Source organism: Kitasatospora sp. NPDC086801 (assembly GCF_044745805.1).
Taxonomy (GTDB): Bacteria; Actinomycetota; Actinomycetes; order Streptomycetales; family Streptomycetaceae; genus Kitasatospora.
This window is the reverse complement of sequence record NZ_JBIVAX010000006.1, coordinates 258,544-273,233: the sequence shown is the minus strand read 5'-3', so window position 1 is coordinate 273,233 and position 14,690 is coordinate 258,544. Positions and strand designations below refer to the sequence as shown.

Genomic DNA, 14,690 nt, shown 5'->3' with positions numbered 1-14,690 from the left:
TCGAGCTGCCGGAGCGGCCCCCGCCCCCTGGTCCCGCCAGGCGGGGTCAGTCCACCGTCACCGAGAAGTCGGTGTGCCAGTCGGGCGAGGGGCAGTCCTCCTGCCCGGCCACGTCCAGCGTCCCGCCGGGCAGCACCTGGCCGGCGGTCGTCGCCGGATCAATCACCACGGCCGGGTCGATGAACATCGCGTCCTGGTAGCGCGGCCCGACCCCGTAGTGGCAGGTCAGCGTCCGCGGCCCGGTGGCCGTGCAGTCGTACGGCGTCGTGCCGGTCAGCGTGGTGTGCTCCGGCACGGTGATCCGTACGTCGATCGGGTGGGTCGAGTACGACGGACCCGCGTTGTACACCCACAGCGGCAGGTCGATGGTGGCCCCGGGCTTGCCGGTGAAGTCGCCCGGCTGCGGCACCGGGTGCCCGGCCTGCCAGGCGGAGGAGGCGCCGACCATGAAGTGGGCCCGGGTGTCGGCCGTCGTGAAGCTGTACGGCGTGGTGTGGCCGGACTGGTCCGGGTCGCCCGGGTAGAAGGCCTGCACGTCACCGCTGATGGTGATGAACGGCGAGGTGATCGGCGCGACGTACAACGACAGCCGCTCCACGGACGCCTCCCCCAGCGCCAGGCCGGCCGGGACGGAATAGGAGCTGCCCGTCCCGAAGTACGTCAGCTCCACCGGCGGGTCGGCCGACTTCACCACGCCCGGCGGGGGCAGGTGGACGACCACCAGGGTCGGCTCGGTGGTCGCCGCCGGGCCCTGGTTGGTGACGCGCACCTCCAGGACCCCGGTCTCGCCCGGGACCACCGGGCCCTGGGGCGGGCAGAGTTCGACGGACAGCCGTGCGGTCGCGGGCTGCGCCGCGCGCGGGGCGGTGGCGGCCTGGGCCGGCCACGCCACGAGGACAACGGAGAGCGCAGCCAGAGCGGCCGCACGCAGGGTTCGTATCATGACCATCACGCTCCCCCCATCCGACACGCAGGGCAACCGGATGACTGCCGTCCGTAGCGCGGGCGAGCGGCGGGCGGGGCGGTGCCGACCAGGCAGGTGACCGGCCCGACCGCGATGCGCACCGGGGAACCCTGCCCGCAGGCGGACGCCGCCCGAAGACCCGCTACGGCGTGCCCGGCCGGGGCGGGAGCGGCAACGGGAGGGCGGGCAGGCCGTCGATGCTGCTGCCGACGTACTGCTTGCCCTCGCAGTAGGTGCCGAACTCCTCCTCGCCCTTGCGGTCGAAGTACTGCGCGTGCAGCTCGCGGTCGGCGCGGTAGTCCATCAACGGGACGGCGAACCCGCAGGAGTCGCTGACCCGTTCGGCCCGCACCAGCACGATCGCGCGCAACCCCGAACCGTCGACGGTCGGGTCGAAGCGCCCCAGCAGCCCCGCGAAGCGCGGATCGTCACGGAACACCGGCTCGCCCCGGCCGTGCACCCGCACCACGGTCGGCGGACCGTCGAAGGCGCACCACATCAGCGTGATCCGGCCGTTCTCCCGCAGGTGGGCGATCGTCTCGGCGGTGGATCCGCCGAAGTCCAGGTAGGCGAGGGTGAGTTCGTCGATCACCACGAGCGTGCCGGAGCGGCCCTTGGGCGAGACGTTGACGTGCCCGTCGGTGGCGAGGGGCGCGGTCGCGACGAAGTAGACGGGCTGCCGTTCGATGAACTGCCGCAGCCGGCCGTCGATGCTCTCGTACTGCTTTCCCATGCCCACCAGTGTGCGCCCATCTCGCCTGGTAAGAAAGGATGATCCACTGGGCGAGACGGCCACCACCCCGCCGGGGCGCCCGTAGGATGGCTCGTGCACAAGCCACCCGTCCATCCCGCCAAGGGAGTTGAGATGGCCCGGGACGCCCTCGCCACGGCCGCCCACGGGATGGCCTTCGGCACACCCGCCGCGCCGCTGCGCCCCTACGTACTCGGCTACCGCGGCTACCGGCTGGCGCTGCACGTGCCGCGCCGACGGCTGGAGGTGCCGACGGACGTGGTCACCCTGGCGCTCACCTTCGAGGGGACGATGCGGCTCACCGACGCCGTCGAGCCGGGCCCCGGCGTCGCCCTGGCCTCCGTCGCCGCCGGACTGCGCCGCACCGCCACGATCGCCGAACACGCCGGTGTCCTGCACGGGTTGGCCGTCTCGCTCACCCCGCACGGCGCGTACCGGGCGTTCGGGCCGCTGGCCGGCGAGCTGGGCGGGCAGTGGGCCGAGGCCGGGGACGTACTGGGCCCGCGGCTGCGCACGCTGTCCGCCCGGCTCGCCGACGCCCCGACCTGGCCGGCCCGGTTCGCGTTGCTGGACGCCTACTTCGACGCGCGGCTCGCCGACGGCCCGCGCTGGGAGCCGTCCGTCCACTGGGTCTGGCACCAACTGCGGCGCTCCCACGGGCTGGTGCCGATCCACGCCCTGGTCGAGGGCACCGGGTGGAGCCGCCGCCGCCTGGAGCTGTGCTTCCGCCGCCACCTCGGGCTGGCGCCCAAACAGGCCGCCACCATCCTGCGCCTCCAACGGACGCTCCGCGTCCTCACCCACCAGGCCGCGACCGGCCCGGACGGCGGGCGGCTCGCCGGTGAACGGATCGACGGCGCCCGGATCGCCTCCCTCTGCGGCTACTACGACCAGTCACACCTCGACCGCACCTTCCGCACCATGGTGGGCTGCTCGCCGCGCGAGTTCCTGTCCTCCCGGGGCTCCGCCACCGCCCGGCCCGAGCCCACCGACCGGATCGCCGGGCGGGTGACCAGCGCCGTCCTCGCCCCGGGCGGCTGAACCCGCAGGCCCCGGTGCGCATTTGTACAAGACGCCCGCCCCCACCGCACGGCACCCTCGAAAGGCCCGGCCGGTACGGGGGACCGGCCGGGCCCGGACGGCCGCAGCGGACCGGCGGAACGCTGCGGCACGCGCACCACCGGCCGCCGATACTGGGAACGTGACGACGGAAGCCCCCGAGACGTCCGCAACCGGCGCGACCGGCCCTGCGGCCGCAGCCGACCAGGCCGCCGACGCCGGCCTGATCGACGAAGCCGTCCGCGCCCGGCCCGCGACCGCGCTGCGCCCGTACGTGGCCTGGTACTCCGGGTACCGCCAGCGCGGCATCCCGCCCGCCCTGCACCGTGGCCTGCCGTCCCCGTACCTGACCTTCATCCTCACCCTGGACGAGCCGCTGGTGATCGCCGGGCACCCCGACCCGGCTCAGCCGCCCGGCAGCTACCCGACGCTGCTCGGCGGCCTGCACACCCGTCCGGCGCTGATTACCCACGACGGCCGGCAGTCCGGCGTGCAGATCGCCGTGCACCCGCTGGCCGCCCGGGCGCTGTTCGGGCTGCCCGCCGGGGAACTGGCCGGCATCGACCTCCCGGCGGAGGAGGTGCTGGGGCGGCTCGGCCCGCACCTCCAGGAGCAGGTGCAGGCCGCGCGCACCTGGTCCGAGCGCTTCGCGCTGCTGGACGGGGCGCTGCTGCGGGCCGCCCGCCCGTCCGGGCAGGTGCCGCCGGAGGTCGGCTGGGCCTGGCGGGCGCTGCGGCGCAGCGGCGGCGCCCTGCCGGTGGCGGCGCTGGCCCGGGAGACCGGCTGGAGCGCCCGGCACCTCCAGGAGCGGTTCCGCCGGGAGACCGGCCTGACGCCGAAGGCCGCCGCCCGGGTGATCCGCTTCGACCGGGCCCGCCATCTGCTGGCCGCCTCGCCGCCGCCCCGGCTCGGCGACCTGGCCGTTCGCTGCGGGTACTTCGACCAAGCCCACCTGGCCCGGGAGTTCCGCGCGCTGGCCGGGGCCGCGCCGAGCGCGTGGCTGGCGGCGGAGAGGCCGGAGAAGGCGAAGTTCCGAAACGTCCAAGGCGGGGCGGGTGCGGCGGCCGCAGAGTGGGAGGCGTAAGCGACCCCAGCCCCCTCCCGAGGAGACAGCCATGGACGGCACCGCCCCCGCCCCACAGGTCTGGCCCAGCCTGCGCGCCACCGACGCCCGGGCCCTGATCCGCTTCCTGGTCGACGCCTTCGGCTTCCAGGAGGTCGTCGCCTACGGTGAGGGCGAGTTCGTCGCCCACGCCGAACTGGCCTGGCCGGAGGGCGGCGGCGTGATGCTCGGCTCCGACCGGGAGGCGCCCGAGGGCGCCGCACCCTGCCCGGGCCGGCCGGGCGGCTTCACCGCGTACGTGGTCACCGCCGACCCGGACGGCGTGCACGACCGGGCCGTCGCCGCCGGGGCCCGGATCACCACCGCGCTCACGGAGACGGACTACGGCTCGCGCGACTTCGCCGCCGCCGACCCGGAGGGCAACCAGTGGTACTTCGGCACCTACCCGGGCGCGCCGCGGCCCGCCGCCCCCGCACAGGGGTGAGCGGCCCGCCTCCGCCGGGACGCGCACGCCCTGGTGGGCCCGGCCCGGGGTAACGGCTGCGCCCCCGCCGCCGCCCGGGCAGACTGGCTGCGGGGGCCACTCGCAGGCCCACCCAGGCTTCGGAGAGCGCCCATGCCGCAGCTCACGGTGGACGGGCGCACCCTCGCGCTCTCCCACCTCGACAAGGTGTACTACCCACGCACCGGCACCCTCAAGGGCGAGGTGCTGCGCTACTACGCCGCCGTGCACGACGCCCTGCTCCCCCACCTGCGCGACCGCCCGGTGTCCTTCCTGCGCTGCCCGGACGGCGTCGAGGCCGAGGTGTTCGTCGCCAAGAACCCCCCGGCCGGCACCCCGCGCTGGGTGCGCACCGTCGAGGTGCCGAGCAGCGGCGGTGACCTGCGCCAGGTGGTCATCGACGACGGCGCCGCGCTGCTCTGGGCCGCCAACCTGGGCTGTCTGGAGCTGCACGTCCCGCAGTGGCACGCGGCCGCGCCCGGGCTCGCCGACCGCCTCGTCCTGGACCTCGACCCCGGCGAGGGCGCGTCCGTCCTCACCTGCCGCACCGTCGCCGTGCTGCTGCGCGAGCGGCTCGCGGCGGACGGCCTGACGGCCTGGGTGAAGACCTCCGGCTCCAAGGGCCTGCACCTGCTGGTCCCGATCGAGCCCACCCCCAGCGCCCGGGTCTCGGCGTACGCGAAGGCGCTCGCCGCCGCCCTGGAGGGCGACCACCCGGAGCTGGTGGTGCACACCATGGCGAAGGCCCGGCGGGCCGGCCGGGTGCTGGTCGACTGGTCGCAGAACAACGCCAAGAAGACCACCGCCGCGCCGTACACCCTCCGGGCCCGGCCGCTGCCGACGGTCTCCACCCCGCTGTCCTGGGCCGAGGTGGAGCGCGCGGGCACGGCGGACGACCTGGTGTTCACCCTCGCCGAGGTGCCGGACCGCCTCGCCGCCCACGGCGACCTGTTCGCCCCGCTGCTGGACCCGGAACAGGCCCGGCCGCTCCCGGCCCGGCCGCCCACCACCCGACCGCCCACCACCCCACCGCCCACCACCCCACCGCCCACCACCGGGCCGGCGAAGCCGCAGGAGCAGCCCCGCCAGGTGCTCCACCCGCCCGTCGAGGTGATGCGCCCCGCCGCCGTCCCGGCCGTCCCGCCCGCCGACGGCCTGGGCGGCGCGGGCGTCCAGTACGAGCTGAAGCTGGACGGCTTCCGCTGCGTCGCCTTCGCCCGCGGCGCCCGCCCGCCCTGCCTGCAGTCCCGGACCGGCCGCGATCTCGCCCCCGAGTTCCCACCGATCGCCGCCGCCGTCGCCCGGCTGCCCGAGGGGCTGGTGCTGGACGCCGAACTCGTCGCCTGGCGGGGCGGCCGGTTCGCCTTCGGGGAGTTGCTGCGCACCCGCCGGGCCCGGGCCGCCGCCCCGGACGTCGCCCTCGGCCTGATCGCCTTCGACCTGCTCGCCCTGCCCGGCCGGGACGTGCGGCGGCTGCCGCTCACCGACCGCCGCCGCCTGCTGCTCGCCGCCCTGGCCGACGTCCCGCCGCCGATCCAGCCGGTGCTGGCCACCACCGACCGGGCGGAGGCGCTGGACTGGATGACCCGCCTCGCCGGCACCGGCGTCGAGGGCCTGGTCTGCAAGGCCGCCGCCTCCCCCTACCGCCCGCACGGCGCCGGCCGCGCCTGGGTCAAGTACCGCCGCAGCGACACTCACGACGCCACCGTCCGCGCCCTCACCGGCCCGGCCGCCCACCCGCACGCCCTCGTCCTCGAACTCGACGACGGCCGGATGCTCCTCACCGCCCCCCGGCTGACCCCGGTCCAGGCCCGTGAGGTCGCCGAGGCCGCCGGCCCCCTCCTCGGCCCGCCCGTCACCGACCCCGACCACGGCCCGGTCCACCCCCTCACCAGCCCCCTGCGCGCCGAACTCACCCTCACCGGCCGACCACCCACCGCCACCTTCATCCGGCTGCGCGGCGACTGACCACCCCGCCACACCCCAGGCCGGCCCGCCCGGAACTCCTCCGCACCGGAAGCCCGTTCACCGCTTCCGCCGCTTCGCCGCGTGGACGAACTCGGTGACCAGGGTGTCGTTGAAGACCGGCAGGTCACCGGGTCTGCGACTGGTGACGAGGAGGCCGGGGCCGTCGCGGCAGACGTGGACCTCCTCGTCGACCCAGTGGGCGCCGGCGTTGCGCAGGTCGGTGCGCAGGCTCGGCCAGGAGGTGAGGGTGCGGCCGCGGACGGCGTCGGCCTCGATCAGGGTCCAGGCGGCGTGGCAGATCGCGGCGACCGGGCGGCCGGAGGCGCAGTAGGCGCGGACGAAGGCCACCGCGCCCTCGTCCAGCCGCAGCCGGTCGGGGCTCGCGACGCCGCCGGGCAGGATCAGGCCGTCGAAGGCCGACGGCCGCGCCTCGGCGACGAGGGCGTCGACGGCGAAGGTGTCGCCCGGGGCGCGGTGCCGGACGGCCTGGACGCGCCCGGGCTCGGTGGACAGCAGCCGCGGGGTGCCGCCGGACTCGGCCACCGCCTGCCACGGCGAGGTCAGCTCGACCTGCTCCGCCCCGTACGGCGCGACCAGGAAGGCGATCGTCCGGCCGGTGAGCGTGATGGACGGCCAGCCCATGGTTCAGCGCCGGTGCGGGTCGCGGGCGGCGAGGTCGGGACCCAGGTCGAGGGCGGCGGGCGGGGCGGGGTTGAGCCGGGCGCGCGGGCAGTCCAGGTGGACGGTCAGCTCCAGGTGGTCGACCCGCGACACCAGGCCGACCGGGACGGACAGCCGGGTGCCCGCCACCCAGGGCCCGGCGTCGACCAGCAGGTGGTCCCCGGTGTCCTGTTCGACCCGGCCGAGCGGGCCGTCGGTCGCCTGCACCTCGTACCCGGTCAGGCTCAGGTCGGCAGCGTGGTGGGGGCCCGGGCGGTACTCCCACAGGTCGGTGCTCATCACGCCTCCGGTTGGTCCCAGGGACGGCGTTCGCGGCGCTCGTCCCGGTCGGGGGGTTCGGCCCGGCGTTGGCCCCCGTCCCGGTCCCGGCCCTCGCCCCGGCCCGCGCGGCGGCGCAGCAGCGCCGAGGTGGCGATCGCCGCCACCACCGAGGCCGCCCACACCACCCCGAGGGCGGTCAGCACCGCGGTGGTCGGGGTCCGCACGCCGATGCTGAGGCAGATCGCCGACATCACCAGGGCGGTCAGCACCACCCCGGCGGACAGGCGGCGTCCGACGCCGCGCAGCACGCGCCGGACCCGGCTCGGCGGCTTGGCACCCATCGTGCTCAACTTCCGGTCGAGGCGCGTGTCCTGGCGCAGATCGGACTCGATCTCCTCAAGGAGCCGCCGCTCCCATCCGCTCAACGCGGGTCCGTCCATCTCGGTCACCTCCGACACTTCCGGTGACGTGCTCGCACCCGGGCGGTTGCCCGGTACGGGCCGGCGCTAACCGCTCAGGGGGCCGCCTGTTGCGGCGTGTGATGCGGCACCGGTCGCGGCGCCGACGGGGCCGAAGGCCCGGGGGCGGGCCAGCAGGCTGTCGTCCAGGACACGCAGCAGGGCGTCGACGTCGCGGTGGACCTCGACCGCGCCCGCCGCCCGGAGCTCGGGGCCGGCATCCGCGCCGGCCGCCAGGGCGACGCACGGCACCCCGGCCCGCCGCGCCGCCAGCACTTCGCGCACGCTCCCGGCCACCGCCACGGCGTGCGGCGGTGTGCCCCCGACCAGCTCCAGCGCGGCCCGCATCGGGTCACGCCCGGGGGCCGTCACGGTCAGGGCCGGCGCCCCGCCCGGCCCGGGCCCGGTCAGCACGACCGTCCAGCCCCGGGCGGCGCACTCGCGCAGCAGTGCGACGGAACCGGGCGGCGCGGGCCGCCAATCGGTGCCGAAGAGAGCCGCCGAGATCACCGTCATGGCCCACCGCTTCCCTTCCCAGGCCACGCACCGTACGCGCCCTTCCAGGTTAGGCCGCTCCCCCGCCGCGCGCGCAGCCTGCCGCCCACCGGTTTCCCGGCACCGGGAAAACCCGCTCGGCGACCTGCCGACCTGCCGACCTGCTACCAGCGACCGGCCTACCCGACGTCCGGGTCGGTGGCGAGGCGGGCGTGGAGGTGTTCGTCGACGTAGTCGCCGTCGCCGTAGCGGTAGGAGGCCCGGGTGGTTCCCTCGTGGGGGAAGCCGCCGCGGGCGGCGACGCGGCAGGAGGCCTCGTTGCCGACTCCGTGCCACAGCTCGATGCGGCGGGCGTCGGCGGTGGCGACGGCCCAGCGGGTGACGGCGGTGGTGGCGCGGGTGGCGATGCCGCGGCCGCGGGCGGTGGGGAGCAGCCAGTAGCCGATCGTGGCGACGCCGTCCTCCTGGTTGGTCCAGCCCAGGAAGGCGTTGCCGTGGAGGGTTCCGTCGGCGGCGTCGGTGATCGCGAAGGAGGCCCGGTTCCCCTTGACCCAGCCGGTGTCACAGCGGTCGAGGTAGGCCTCGGCGCCGGCCGGGTCGGCGATGCGCAGGGGGTTCCAGCGGTCGATCACCGGGTCGGCCGCGGCCGCCATCAGGGCGGGGACGGTGCCGCCGGGCACGTCGAGGGCCCTGCCCCAGGGGCGCAGCACGATGTCGCCCAGGTCCAGGGTGGCGGGACGGAGGACGCGGCGCTCGGTGGAGGTCTCGGTAGTGCTCATCCGGCCTTCCTATCCCGTCCGCTCCGGTGCCTGCCAGCGAATATCACCGGCGGCCGGGTCGGTCGATCCGGGACAGGCGCCCGTCACCGCCCCGGCGCGACCCGCCCGATCAGGTGGAGCAGCCGGTCGAGGGCGTCCTTGGAGTTGGGCTCGGTGAGGTTGACCATGAGCCGGAACGCCACCTTCAGCAGCGCCGGGTGGCCGAGCCCGGCAGCACCGGCGGCGCCGAGCAGCCTGGGCCGGCCGAGCAGGTCGGCGGCGAGGCGGCCGAGCGCGAAGTAGCCGGCGTAGGCGGAGCGCAGGGCCTGCGGGTAGGCGCGCAGGGCGAGTTCACGGCCGCGGTCGGTGCGCCGGGCGAGGGCCTGGACGATGGTCTCGGCGGCGTAGCGGCCGGATTCCATGGCGTAGGCGATGCCTTCGCCGGTGCCGGGGCTGACCGTGCCGCCGGCGTCGCCGATGAGCAACAGGCCGTCGGCGTAGTGGGGTTGGCGGTTGAGGCCCATGGGGAGGGCGGAGCCGCGGACGGGTTCGGTGACGGCGTCGGGGGTGTAGCCGTACGCGGGCGGCAGGTCGTCGCACCAGCGGCGCAGCAGGTCGCGCCAGTCGAGGTCGACGTGGGCGGTGTCGAGGACGCCGAGGCCGACGTTGGCGGTGCCGTCGCCCATGCCGAACACCCAGGCGTAGCCGGGCAGCAGGCGGCGGGCGGGGTCGCTCGGGTCGCGCAGGTCGAGCCAGGCCTCCAGGTAGCGGTCCTGGTGGCGGGGGGTGGTGAAGTAGGTGCGGTAGGCGACGCCCATGGCGCGGTCGGTGCGGCGGTAGCGCTTCATGGCGACGGAGAGGCGGGTGGAGTTGCCGTCGGCGGCGACCACGACCGGCGCCTGGTAGCTGACGGGCCGGCGTTCGTCGCCGAGCTTCGCGGTGACGCCGGTGATCCGGCCGCTCCGCTCGTCCACCAACGGGCCGGCCACGTTGGCCCGTTCGATCAGCCGGGCGCCGGCCGAGGCGGCCCTGCGGGCGAGCAGTTCGTCGAAGTCGGCGCGCCGGCGGACGAGTCCGTAGCCGGGGTAGGCGGACAGCTCGGGCCAGTCGAACTCCAGCGCGCGCCGGCCGGAGATCAGCCGCAGCCCCTGGTTGTGCAGCCAGCCGGCCTGCTCGGAGACGTCGATGCCGAGGTCGGTCAACTGCTTGACGGCGCGCGGGGTGAGGCCGTCGCCGCAGACCTTCTCGCGCGGGAACGCGGACTTCTCCAGCAGCAGGACGTCCAGGCCGGTGCGGGCGAGGTGGTAGGCGGCGGTGGAACCGGCCGGGCCGGCGCCGACCACGATGACGTCGGCGTGCTCCTCGGTCCGGGCGGGCCGGGGGGCCCGGCCGCCGTCTGCGGGCACCTGCTGCTCTGGGCCGGGCATCACGCACTCCCACGGGGTCGGATCGGCTGCGGGCCCGGCGGGGCCGGAGGGGCACCGGACGGACTCGGACAGGTTCATTCGGACAGGTTCATTCGGACGGGGCCGTTCGGACGCGGCCGGACTCGGCGGTCCGAGACGGACGATAGAGAACCACGGCACCCACCCGCCGCCCCGACACGCGGGCCCGCCCCGATGACCGGTCAATACCGGCCACCGGGGCGGCTTCGCGGTCACCCGCCGGATCAGAGCCCGCCGTTGACCACCGCGCTGGAGACGGCTCCCGCGCTCGCGTTCCACTTGGCGAGGATCCCGTCGCACGGTCCCGCCCCCCCCCCGGGCCGGGAAGCACCGAGCCCCCACCCTCCGACGGCGCCGTCGGTGGGCAGGGGCTCCCCGGGGCGTGTCCGGCGGCGTCAGGGGTTCAACGCCAGCACCATGTAGGCGGCCAGCACGGCGAGGTGCACGGCGCCCTGGAGCGGGGTGGCCCGGCGCGGGATGACCGTCAGGGTGCCGAGCACGATGGTCAGGGTCAGCAGCACCATGTGCGCCGGGTCGAGGCCGAGGACGAGCGGGCCGGAGAGCCAGTAGGAGGCGATCGCGACGGCCGGGATGGTCAGGCCGATGCTGGCGAGCGCCGAGCCGAGGGCCAGGTTGAGGCTGGTCTGCACCCGGTTGCGCAGGGCCGCGCGCAGCGCCGCGATGGTCTCCGGCAGCAGGACGAGCAGGGCGATCACGACGCCGACGACGGAGTGCGGCAGTCCGGCGTCGTCCACGGCGGACTCGATGGTCGGCGAGACGCCCTTGGCGAGGCCGACCACCGAGACCAGGGCCACGCCGAGCAGCAGCAGGCTGGTCCAGGCGGCCTTGACGGTCGGCGGCGCGGCGTGCTCCTCCTCGTCGAGCACCCGGCCCTCGGGAGTGACGGGCAGGAAGTAGTCCCGGTGCCGGAAGGTGAGGGTGGCGACGAACAGCCCGTACAGCACGATCGAGGCGGTGGCCGCGAAGACGAGCTGGGTGGTGGAGAACTGCGGGCCCGGGGAGCTGGTGGTGAAGGTCGGCAGCACCAGGCTGAGGGTGGCGAGGGTGCCGATGCAGGCGAGGGCGGCGCCGGTGCCCTCGGCGTTGAAGACGGCGGTCCGGTACTTGATCGCGGCGACCAGGATGGACAGGCCGAGGATGCCGTTGCAGGTGATCATCACGGCGGCGAACACGGTGTCCCGGGCCAGGGTGGAGGACTTGTCGCCGCCGTCGGCCATCAGCGTCACGATCAGCGCGACCTCGATCACGGTGACCGCCACCGCGAGCACGAGCGATCCGAAGGGCTCCCCCACGCGGTGCGCGATCACCTCGGCATGGTGCACGGCGGCGAGCACGGCGCCGGCCAGGAAGCAGGCGACGACGCCCACCACCCAACCGGGCAGGTCCCGGTGCCAGGTCACGGCGAGGACGACGAACGACACCACCGGAACGACGACGGTCCATTGCGCGGTGGCCGCGCGGAGCTTCGTGATCATGCCGCCGAGCATTCCAGACCAGGGCCCGCTCACCCGGTTGCCCGCGCCGGATACGGAGGGATGTGGCAGAACTCATCCCGTTTTGACCGATCACCCACCGTAGTCGGCGAGGTACTGGAGCACCTTGTCGACGTGCGGGCGGACCCGTTCCGGGACGCCGCCGGCGGCCGCCACGGTCTTGTCGCTGGTCCGGTAGGCGGCGGTGACCAGGGCCGGCAGGTCGCGGGTGAAGCCCCGCCGCTTGAGCTGCTGGTCCAGCCAGCAGACGTAGTTGCCCATCGCGGCGATCGCGTCGCCCGGGTCCAGGTAGGACTTGGGGCCGTCGTGAACCGCGGCCTTCGACCAGGCCTCGAAGACAGCGGGCGTCCACATCGCGATGCCGTACTCGCCGGTCTCGGGGCGGGCCGCGTTCGGGTCGAAGCCGCTCTCGGCCTTGAGCATCGCGGCCAGCAGCACCGGGGTGATCTCGGGTTCGGGGCAGCGCCGGGCGGCGTTCTCGATCATGCCGCGGTAGGCCACCGGGACGTCGGAGCCCGCCGGGATCGCGCCGGGCAGCGGGGGCGCGGCCGGGTGGGCGGCCGGCCCTGCGGCGGATCCGGCGGCGCCCCGGTCCGCGGCGTCCGGCTCGGGGGCCCCGGTCAGGGCGAGGACGGCGGCGGCGCAGGCCAGCAGGCCGGTGGCGGCCCGCAGGGCGGCGCGGCGCCGGCAGGGCGGTCGGGCGACGGCCCGGGCGACCAGCGCGGCGAGGTCGGTGCGGGCCCGCTCCTCCCGCCCGGCGGCCAGGCAGGCGGTGACCACGGCCCGCCAGGGCCCGGGCAGCGCCTCGTCCAGCCGCAGCGGCGCCGCGCCGCGCGCGTACGCCTGGGCGGCCAGCGAGCGGGCCCGGGAGGTGGCGCCGAGGAACGGGTGCAGGCCGCCGGTGAGCAGCTGGTGGGCGATCACCCCGAAGGCCCAGACGTCGGCGCTGGGGCGCACCGCGACGCCGCGCGCCCCGGTGCGCTCGGACCACCACTCGGGCGGGACGTGGTCGGGCGAGCCGAGCGGCGGAGCGTAGGCGTGGGTGCCCTCCAGTTCGGCCGTGAGACCGAAGTCCGCGATCTTGGCGGTGCCGTCGGGCATCAGCAGGATGTTGGCCGGTTTGAGATCCCCGTGCACCCAGCCGCCCCGGTGCATGTGGGTGAGCCCGGCGCAGACCTCGGCGAGGACGCGTTCGGCGTCGGGCACCGGGGCGCCGGGGCGAGCGGCGGCGAGGACGTCCTGGAGGCTGCGGGCGGCGCGTTCCATCACCAGGGCGACGGCGCCGTCCAGTCCGGGGTGGGCCGGGTCGTCGACGACCGTCACGGCGAGGGTGCGGATCAGGTGGGGGTGGTCGGCGCGGCGGCTGAAGCGCATCTCGCTGCGGGCGACCTCGGTCATGGTCCGGCGCTGGCCGGGGCTGAGCCGGGCGGGGCTGAGCAGTTTGACGGCGGCCGGGGTGCCGTCGGGGCCCTCGGCCGCGTACACGCTGCCCCAGGCGCCGGCCCCCAGGTAGGCGCCGGTGCGGTAGCCCGCGAGCCGGTAGCCGGCCGGTACCTCGAACTGCCGCTCCGGCACGGGCCGGTCGGACGTCCGGTCGGGCTCCGACACCGGCCGGTCGGGCTCCGGCGAGGGCCGGCCCTTCTCCGGTGGCGGCTGGCCGGACGCCGGCCCGGCGGGCTCCGCGTCGGCCACCGGTTCGGCGGGCGGCCGCCCGTCGGGGGCCGGGCCGGCGGGTCTCACGGCCGGGCGACCGGGCGCCGGGGCGGGAACAGGGCCAGGTGCTCCTCCCGGACGAGGTCGAACTTCAGTGCCAGGGCGACGAGTTCCTCGCGCTTGCCGCCACCGGGGCCGTCCTCGTACGGCTCGCGCAGTCGCAGCTTCGTCCACACCAGGTAGTCGATGTGGTAGTTGACGGCCGAACGGGTCAGCCCGCGGCAGGAGGGCAGGGCTCGCAGCCGGGCCAGCACGTCGGTCACGCCGGGGACGGCGGCGGCGGAGGGCGAGCGCAGCCGGGGCTCGCAGAGCGCGAGCAGCACCAGGAAGTACTTGGCGGTCGGGTCGAGGGCGAACGGGCTGACGGTGAGTTCGCCGTCGACGCCGCCGGGCCGGCCCTCCAGGTAGGCGTGCTGCGGGGCGAAGACCTTGAACCAGGCGGGTTCGCCGAGGGCGGGCAGCAGCACCCGGGAGAACTCGAACGGGACGGGCGCGCCGAGCCGGCCGGGCGCCACCTTGACGTGCTCGCCCGCGCCCTCCAGGTTCTCCACCACATAGGTGGCGGAGGCACTGAAGTTGGACAGTCGCCAGTAGTCCTCGGCGGCGGCGACCTCCCCCGCGCGCCGGGAGACGCCCTGGTCGGGCAGCGGGATGGGGACCGGACGGCCGGGCTCGCCGCGCCCGAACACCGCGGCCTCGCCGGGGCCCATCCGCAGCAGGGCGGGCGGTTCGCCGGGTGCCATCACAGGCCCCCGGTCGGGCAGTTGCACGATGACCGTGTCCACGCAGACACCTCCGTGGTTCGGGTCGATGCTAACCGCCCGATTCGCCCCGACGGCAGTTCGCCACCCGGACGAGTGAAGGAGCACCGCCAACCCGGCCCGGGCGTCACCGACTTGCCCCCGACCCGTCAGCTGACGGCCCGTCGAACATTCGGCAAACGGTTGCAGCACGTAGTTGAACGGTCACCTTGAGTGTGACGCAACACACACGCGGCATGTCCACGTTCTGTGCAAGACTCATCTCAAGGAGTGAGATCCCCTTAATTTCCAAGGAGG

The 14,690-nt window shown here is 75.7% G+C and carries 15 protein-coding genes and 1 pseudogene; 5 read left to right on the top strand and 11 right to left on the bottom strand.

The window, feature by feature from the left end; genetic code table 11:
* Window positions 1-46 precede the first annotated feature (46 nt).
* Both ACIPLC_RS11040 and ACIPLC_RS11035 read right to left on the bottom strand, forming a co-directional pair.
* On the bottom strand, window positions 47-943 hold the full coding sequence (locus ACIPLC_RS11040; protein ID WP_400472653.1) for a hypothetical protein: 897 nt from the start codon (window positions 941-943) through the stop codon (window positions 47-49).
* A 163-nt stretch (window positions 944-1,106) separates the two neighbouring features.
* Window positions 1,107-1,697, bottom strand: coding sequence for a pyridoxamine 5'-phosphate oxidase family protein (locus ACIPLC_RS11035; protein ID WP_400472652.1), 591 nt, complete (start codon window positions 1,695-1,697; stop codon window positions 1,107-1,109).
* Between the two features lie 132 nt (window positions 1,698-1,829).
* Here ACIPLC_RS11035 and ACIPLC_RS11030 point away from each other — a divergent pair, with 132 nt between their 5' ends.
* From ACIPLC_RS11030 to ACIPLC_RS11010, 5 genes and pseudogenes are all read left to right on the top strand, one after another.
* The gene (locus tag ACIPLC_RS11030) at window positions 1,830-2,756 is read left to right on the top strand and encodes a helix-turn-helix domain-containing protein (protein WP_400472651.1); all 927 of its coding nucleotides are present in this window, start codon (window positions 1,830-1,832) and stop codon (window positions 2,754-2,756) included.
* 160 nt (window positions 2,757-2,916) lie between these two features.
* A complete protein-coding gene (locus ACIPLC_RS11025) occupies window positions 2,917-3,858 on the top strand; it encodes a helix-turn-helix domain-containing protein (protein WP_400472650.1) in 942 nt (313 codons plus the stop codon).
* A gap of 31 nt (window positions 3,859-3,889) precedes the next feature.
* Window positions 3,890-4,321 carry a VOC family protein gene (locus tag ACIPLC_RS11020; RefSeq protein ID WP_400472649.1) on the top strand — a complete coding sequence of 144 codons (432 nt, stop codon included), beginning with the start codon at window positions 3,890-3,892 and terminating at the stop codon, window positions 4,319-4,321.
* Between the two features lie 132 nt (window positions 4,322-4,453).
* A pseudogene (gene ligD, locus ACIPLC_RS11015) lies at window positions 4,454-5,332 on the top strand (non-homologous end-joining DNA ligase); the annotation flags it as partial.
* A 120-nt stretch (window positions 5,333-5,452) separates the two neighbouring features.
* Window positions 5,453-6,307: a DNA ligase gene (locus tag ACIPLC_RS11010; RefSeq protein ID WP_400472692.1), complete on the top strand. Its 855-nt coding sequence runs from the start codon at window positions 5,453-5,455 to the stop codon at window positions 6,305-6,307.
* Between the two features lie 57 nt (window positions 6,308-6,364).
* On the opposite strand, the gene ACIPLC_RS11005 is transcribed toward ACIPLC_RS11010, so the two are convergent.
* The 9 genes from ACIPLC_RS11005 to ACIPLC_RS10965 form a co-directional block, all read right to left on the bottom strand.
* Complete coding sequence (locus ACIPLC_RS11005; protein ID WP_400472648.1) at window positions 6,365-6,949, bottom strand: type 1 glutamine amidotransferase domain-containing protein; 585 nt, start codon at window positions 6,947-6,949, stop codon at window positions 6,365-6,367.
* 3 nt (window positions 6,950-6,952) lie between these two features.
* Window positions 6,953-7,267 carry a PRC-barrel domain containing protein gene (locus ACIPLC_RS11000; RefSeq protein WP_400472647.1) on the bottom strand — a complete coding sequence of 105 codons (315 nt, stop codon included), beginning with the start codon at window positions 7,265-7,267 and terminating at the stop codon, window positions 6,953-6,955.
* Entirely contained in the window at window positions 7,267-7,689 is a 423-nt protein-coding gene (locus ACIPLC_RS10995) for a hypothetical protein (protein WP_400472646.1), read from the bottom strand. The genes ACIPLC_RS11000 and ACIPLC_RS10995 overlap by 1 nt, the downstream gene beginning before the upstream one ends.
* A gap of 66 nt (window positions 7,690-7,755) precedes the next feature.
* Complete coding sequence (locus tag ACIPLC_RS10990; RefSeq protein WP_400472645.1) at window positions 7,756-8,223, bottom strand: HAD family hydrolase; 468 nt, start codon at window positions 8,221-8,223, stop codon at window positions 7,756-7,758.
* 158 nt (window positions 8,224-8,381) lie between these two features.
* Window positions 8,382-8,981 carry a GNAT family N-acetyltransferase gene (locus ACIPLC_RS10985; RefSeq protein WP_400472644.1) on the bottom strand — a complete coding sequence of 200 codons (600 nt, stop codon included), beginning with the start codon at window positions 8,979-8,981 and terminating at the stop codon, window positions 8,382-8,384.
* 83 nt (window positions 8,982-9,064) lie between these two features.
* Window positions 9,065-10,387: a geranylgeranyl reductase family protein gene (locus ACIPLC_RS10980; RefSeq protein ID WP_400472643.1), complete on the bottom strand. Its 1,323-nt coding sequence runs from the start codon at window positions 10,385-10,387 to the stop codon at window positions 9,065-9,067.
* 413 nt (window positions 10,388-10,800) lie between these two features.
* Window positions 10,801-11,901 (bottom strand): calcium:proton antiporter, encoded by a 1,101-nt coding sequence (locus ACIPLC_RS10975; protein WP_400472642.1) that lies wholly within the window; start codon window positions 11,899-11,901, stop codon window positions 10,801-10,803.
* A gap of 90 nt (window positions 11,902-11,991) precedes the next feature.
* On the bottom strand, window positions 11,992-13,659 hold the full coding sequence (locus ACIPLC_RS10970; protein WP_400472641.1) for a protein kinase: 1,668 nt from the start codon (window positions 13,657-13,659) through the stop codon (window positions 11,992-11,994).
* Window positions 13,656-14,417 (bottom strand): serine/threonine protein kinase, encoded by a 762-nt coding sequence (locus ACIPLC_RS10965; protein WP_400472640.1) that lies wholly within the window; start codon window positions 14,415-14,417, stop codon window positions 13,656-13,658. Before ACIPLC_RS10965 ends, ACIPLC_RS10970 begins: the two co-directional genes overlap by 4 nt.
* Window positions 14,418-14,690: the final 273 nt, after the last annotated feature.

Coding starts and splice junctions, on each gene's coding strand:
- ACIPLC_RS11005 (WP_400472648.1), bottom strand. CDS start 6,949: ATGGGCTGGCCGTCCATCACGCTCACCGGCCGGACGATCGCCTTCCTG.
- ACIPLC_RS11010 (WP_400472692.1), top strand. CDS start 5,453: ATGCGCCCCGCCGCCGTCCCGGCCGTCCCGCCCGCCGACGGCCTGGGC.
- ACIPLC_RS11035 (WP_400472652.1), bottom strand. CDS start 1,697: ATGGGAAAGCAGTACGAGAGCATCGACGGCCGGCTGCGGCAGTTCATC.
- ACIPLC_RS11040 (WP_400472653.1), bottom strand. CDS start 943: ATGATACGAACCCTGCGTGCGGCCGCTCTGGCTGCGCTCTCCGTTGTC.
- ACIPLC_RS11020 (WP_400472649.1), top strand. CDS start 3,890: ATGGACGGCACCGCCCCCGCCCCACAGGTCTGGCCCAGCCTGCGCGCC.
- ACIPLC_RS10980 (WP_400472643.1), bottom strand. CDS start 10,387: ATGCCCGGCCCAGAGCAGCAGGTGCCCGCAGACGGCGGCCGGGCCCCC.
- ACIPLC_RS10985 (WP_400472644.1), bottom strand. CDS start 8,981: ATGAGCACTACCGAGACCTCCACCGAGCGCCGCGTCCTCCGTCCCGCC.
- ACIPLC_RS10975 (WP_400472642.1), bottom strand. CDS start 11,901: ATGATCACGAAGCTCCGCGCGGCCACCGCGCAATGGACCGTCGTCGTT.
- ACIPLC_RS10995 (WP_400472646.1), bottom strand. CDS start 7,689: ATGGACGGACCCGCGTTGAGCGGATGGGAGCGGCGGCTCCTTGAGGAG.
- ACIPLC_RS10990 (WP_400472645.1), bottom strand. CDS start 8,223: ATGACGGTGATCTCGGCGGCTCTCTTCGGCACCGATTGGCGGCCCGCG.
- ACIPLC_RS11030 (WP_400472651.1), top strand. CDS start 1,830: ATGGCCCGGGACGCCCTCGCCACGGCCGCCCACGGGATGGCCTTCGGC.
- ACIPLC_RS11000 (WP_400472647.1), bottom strand. CDS start 7,267: ATGAGCACCGACCTGTGGGAGTACCGCCCGGGCCCCCACCACGCTGCC.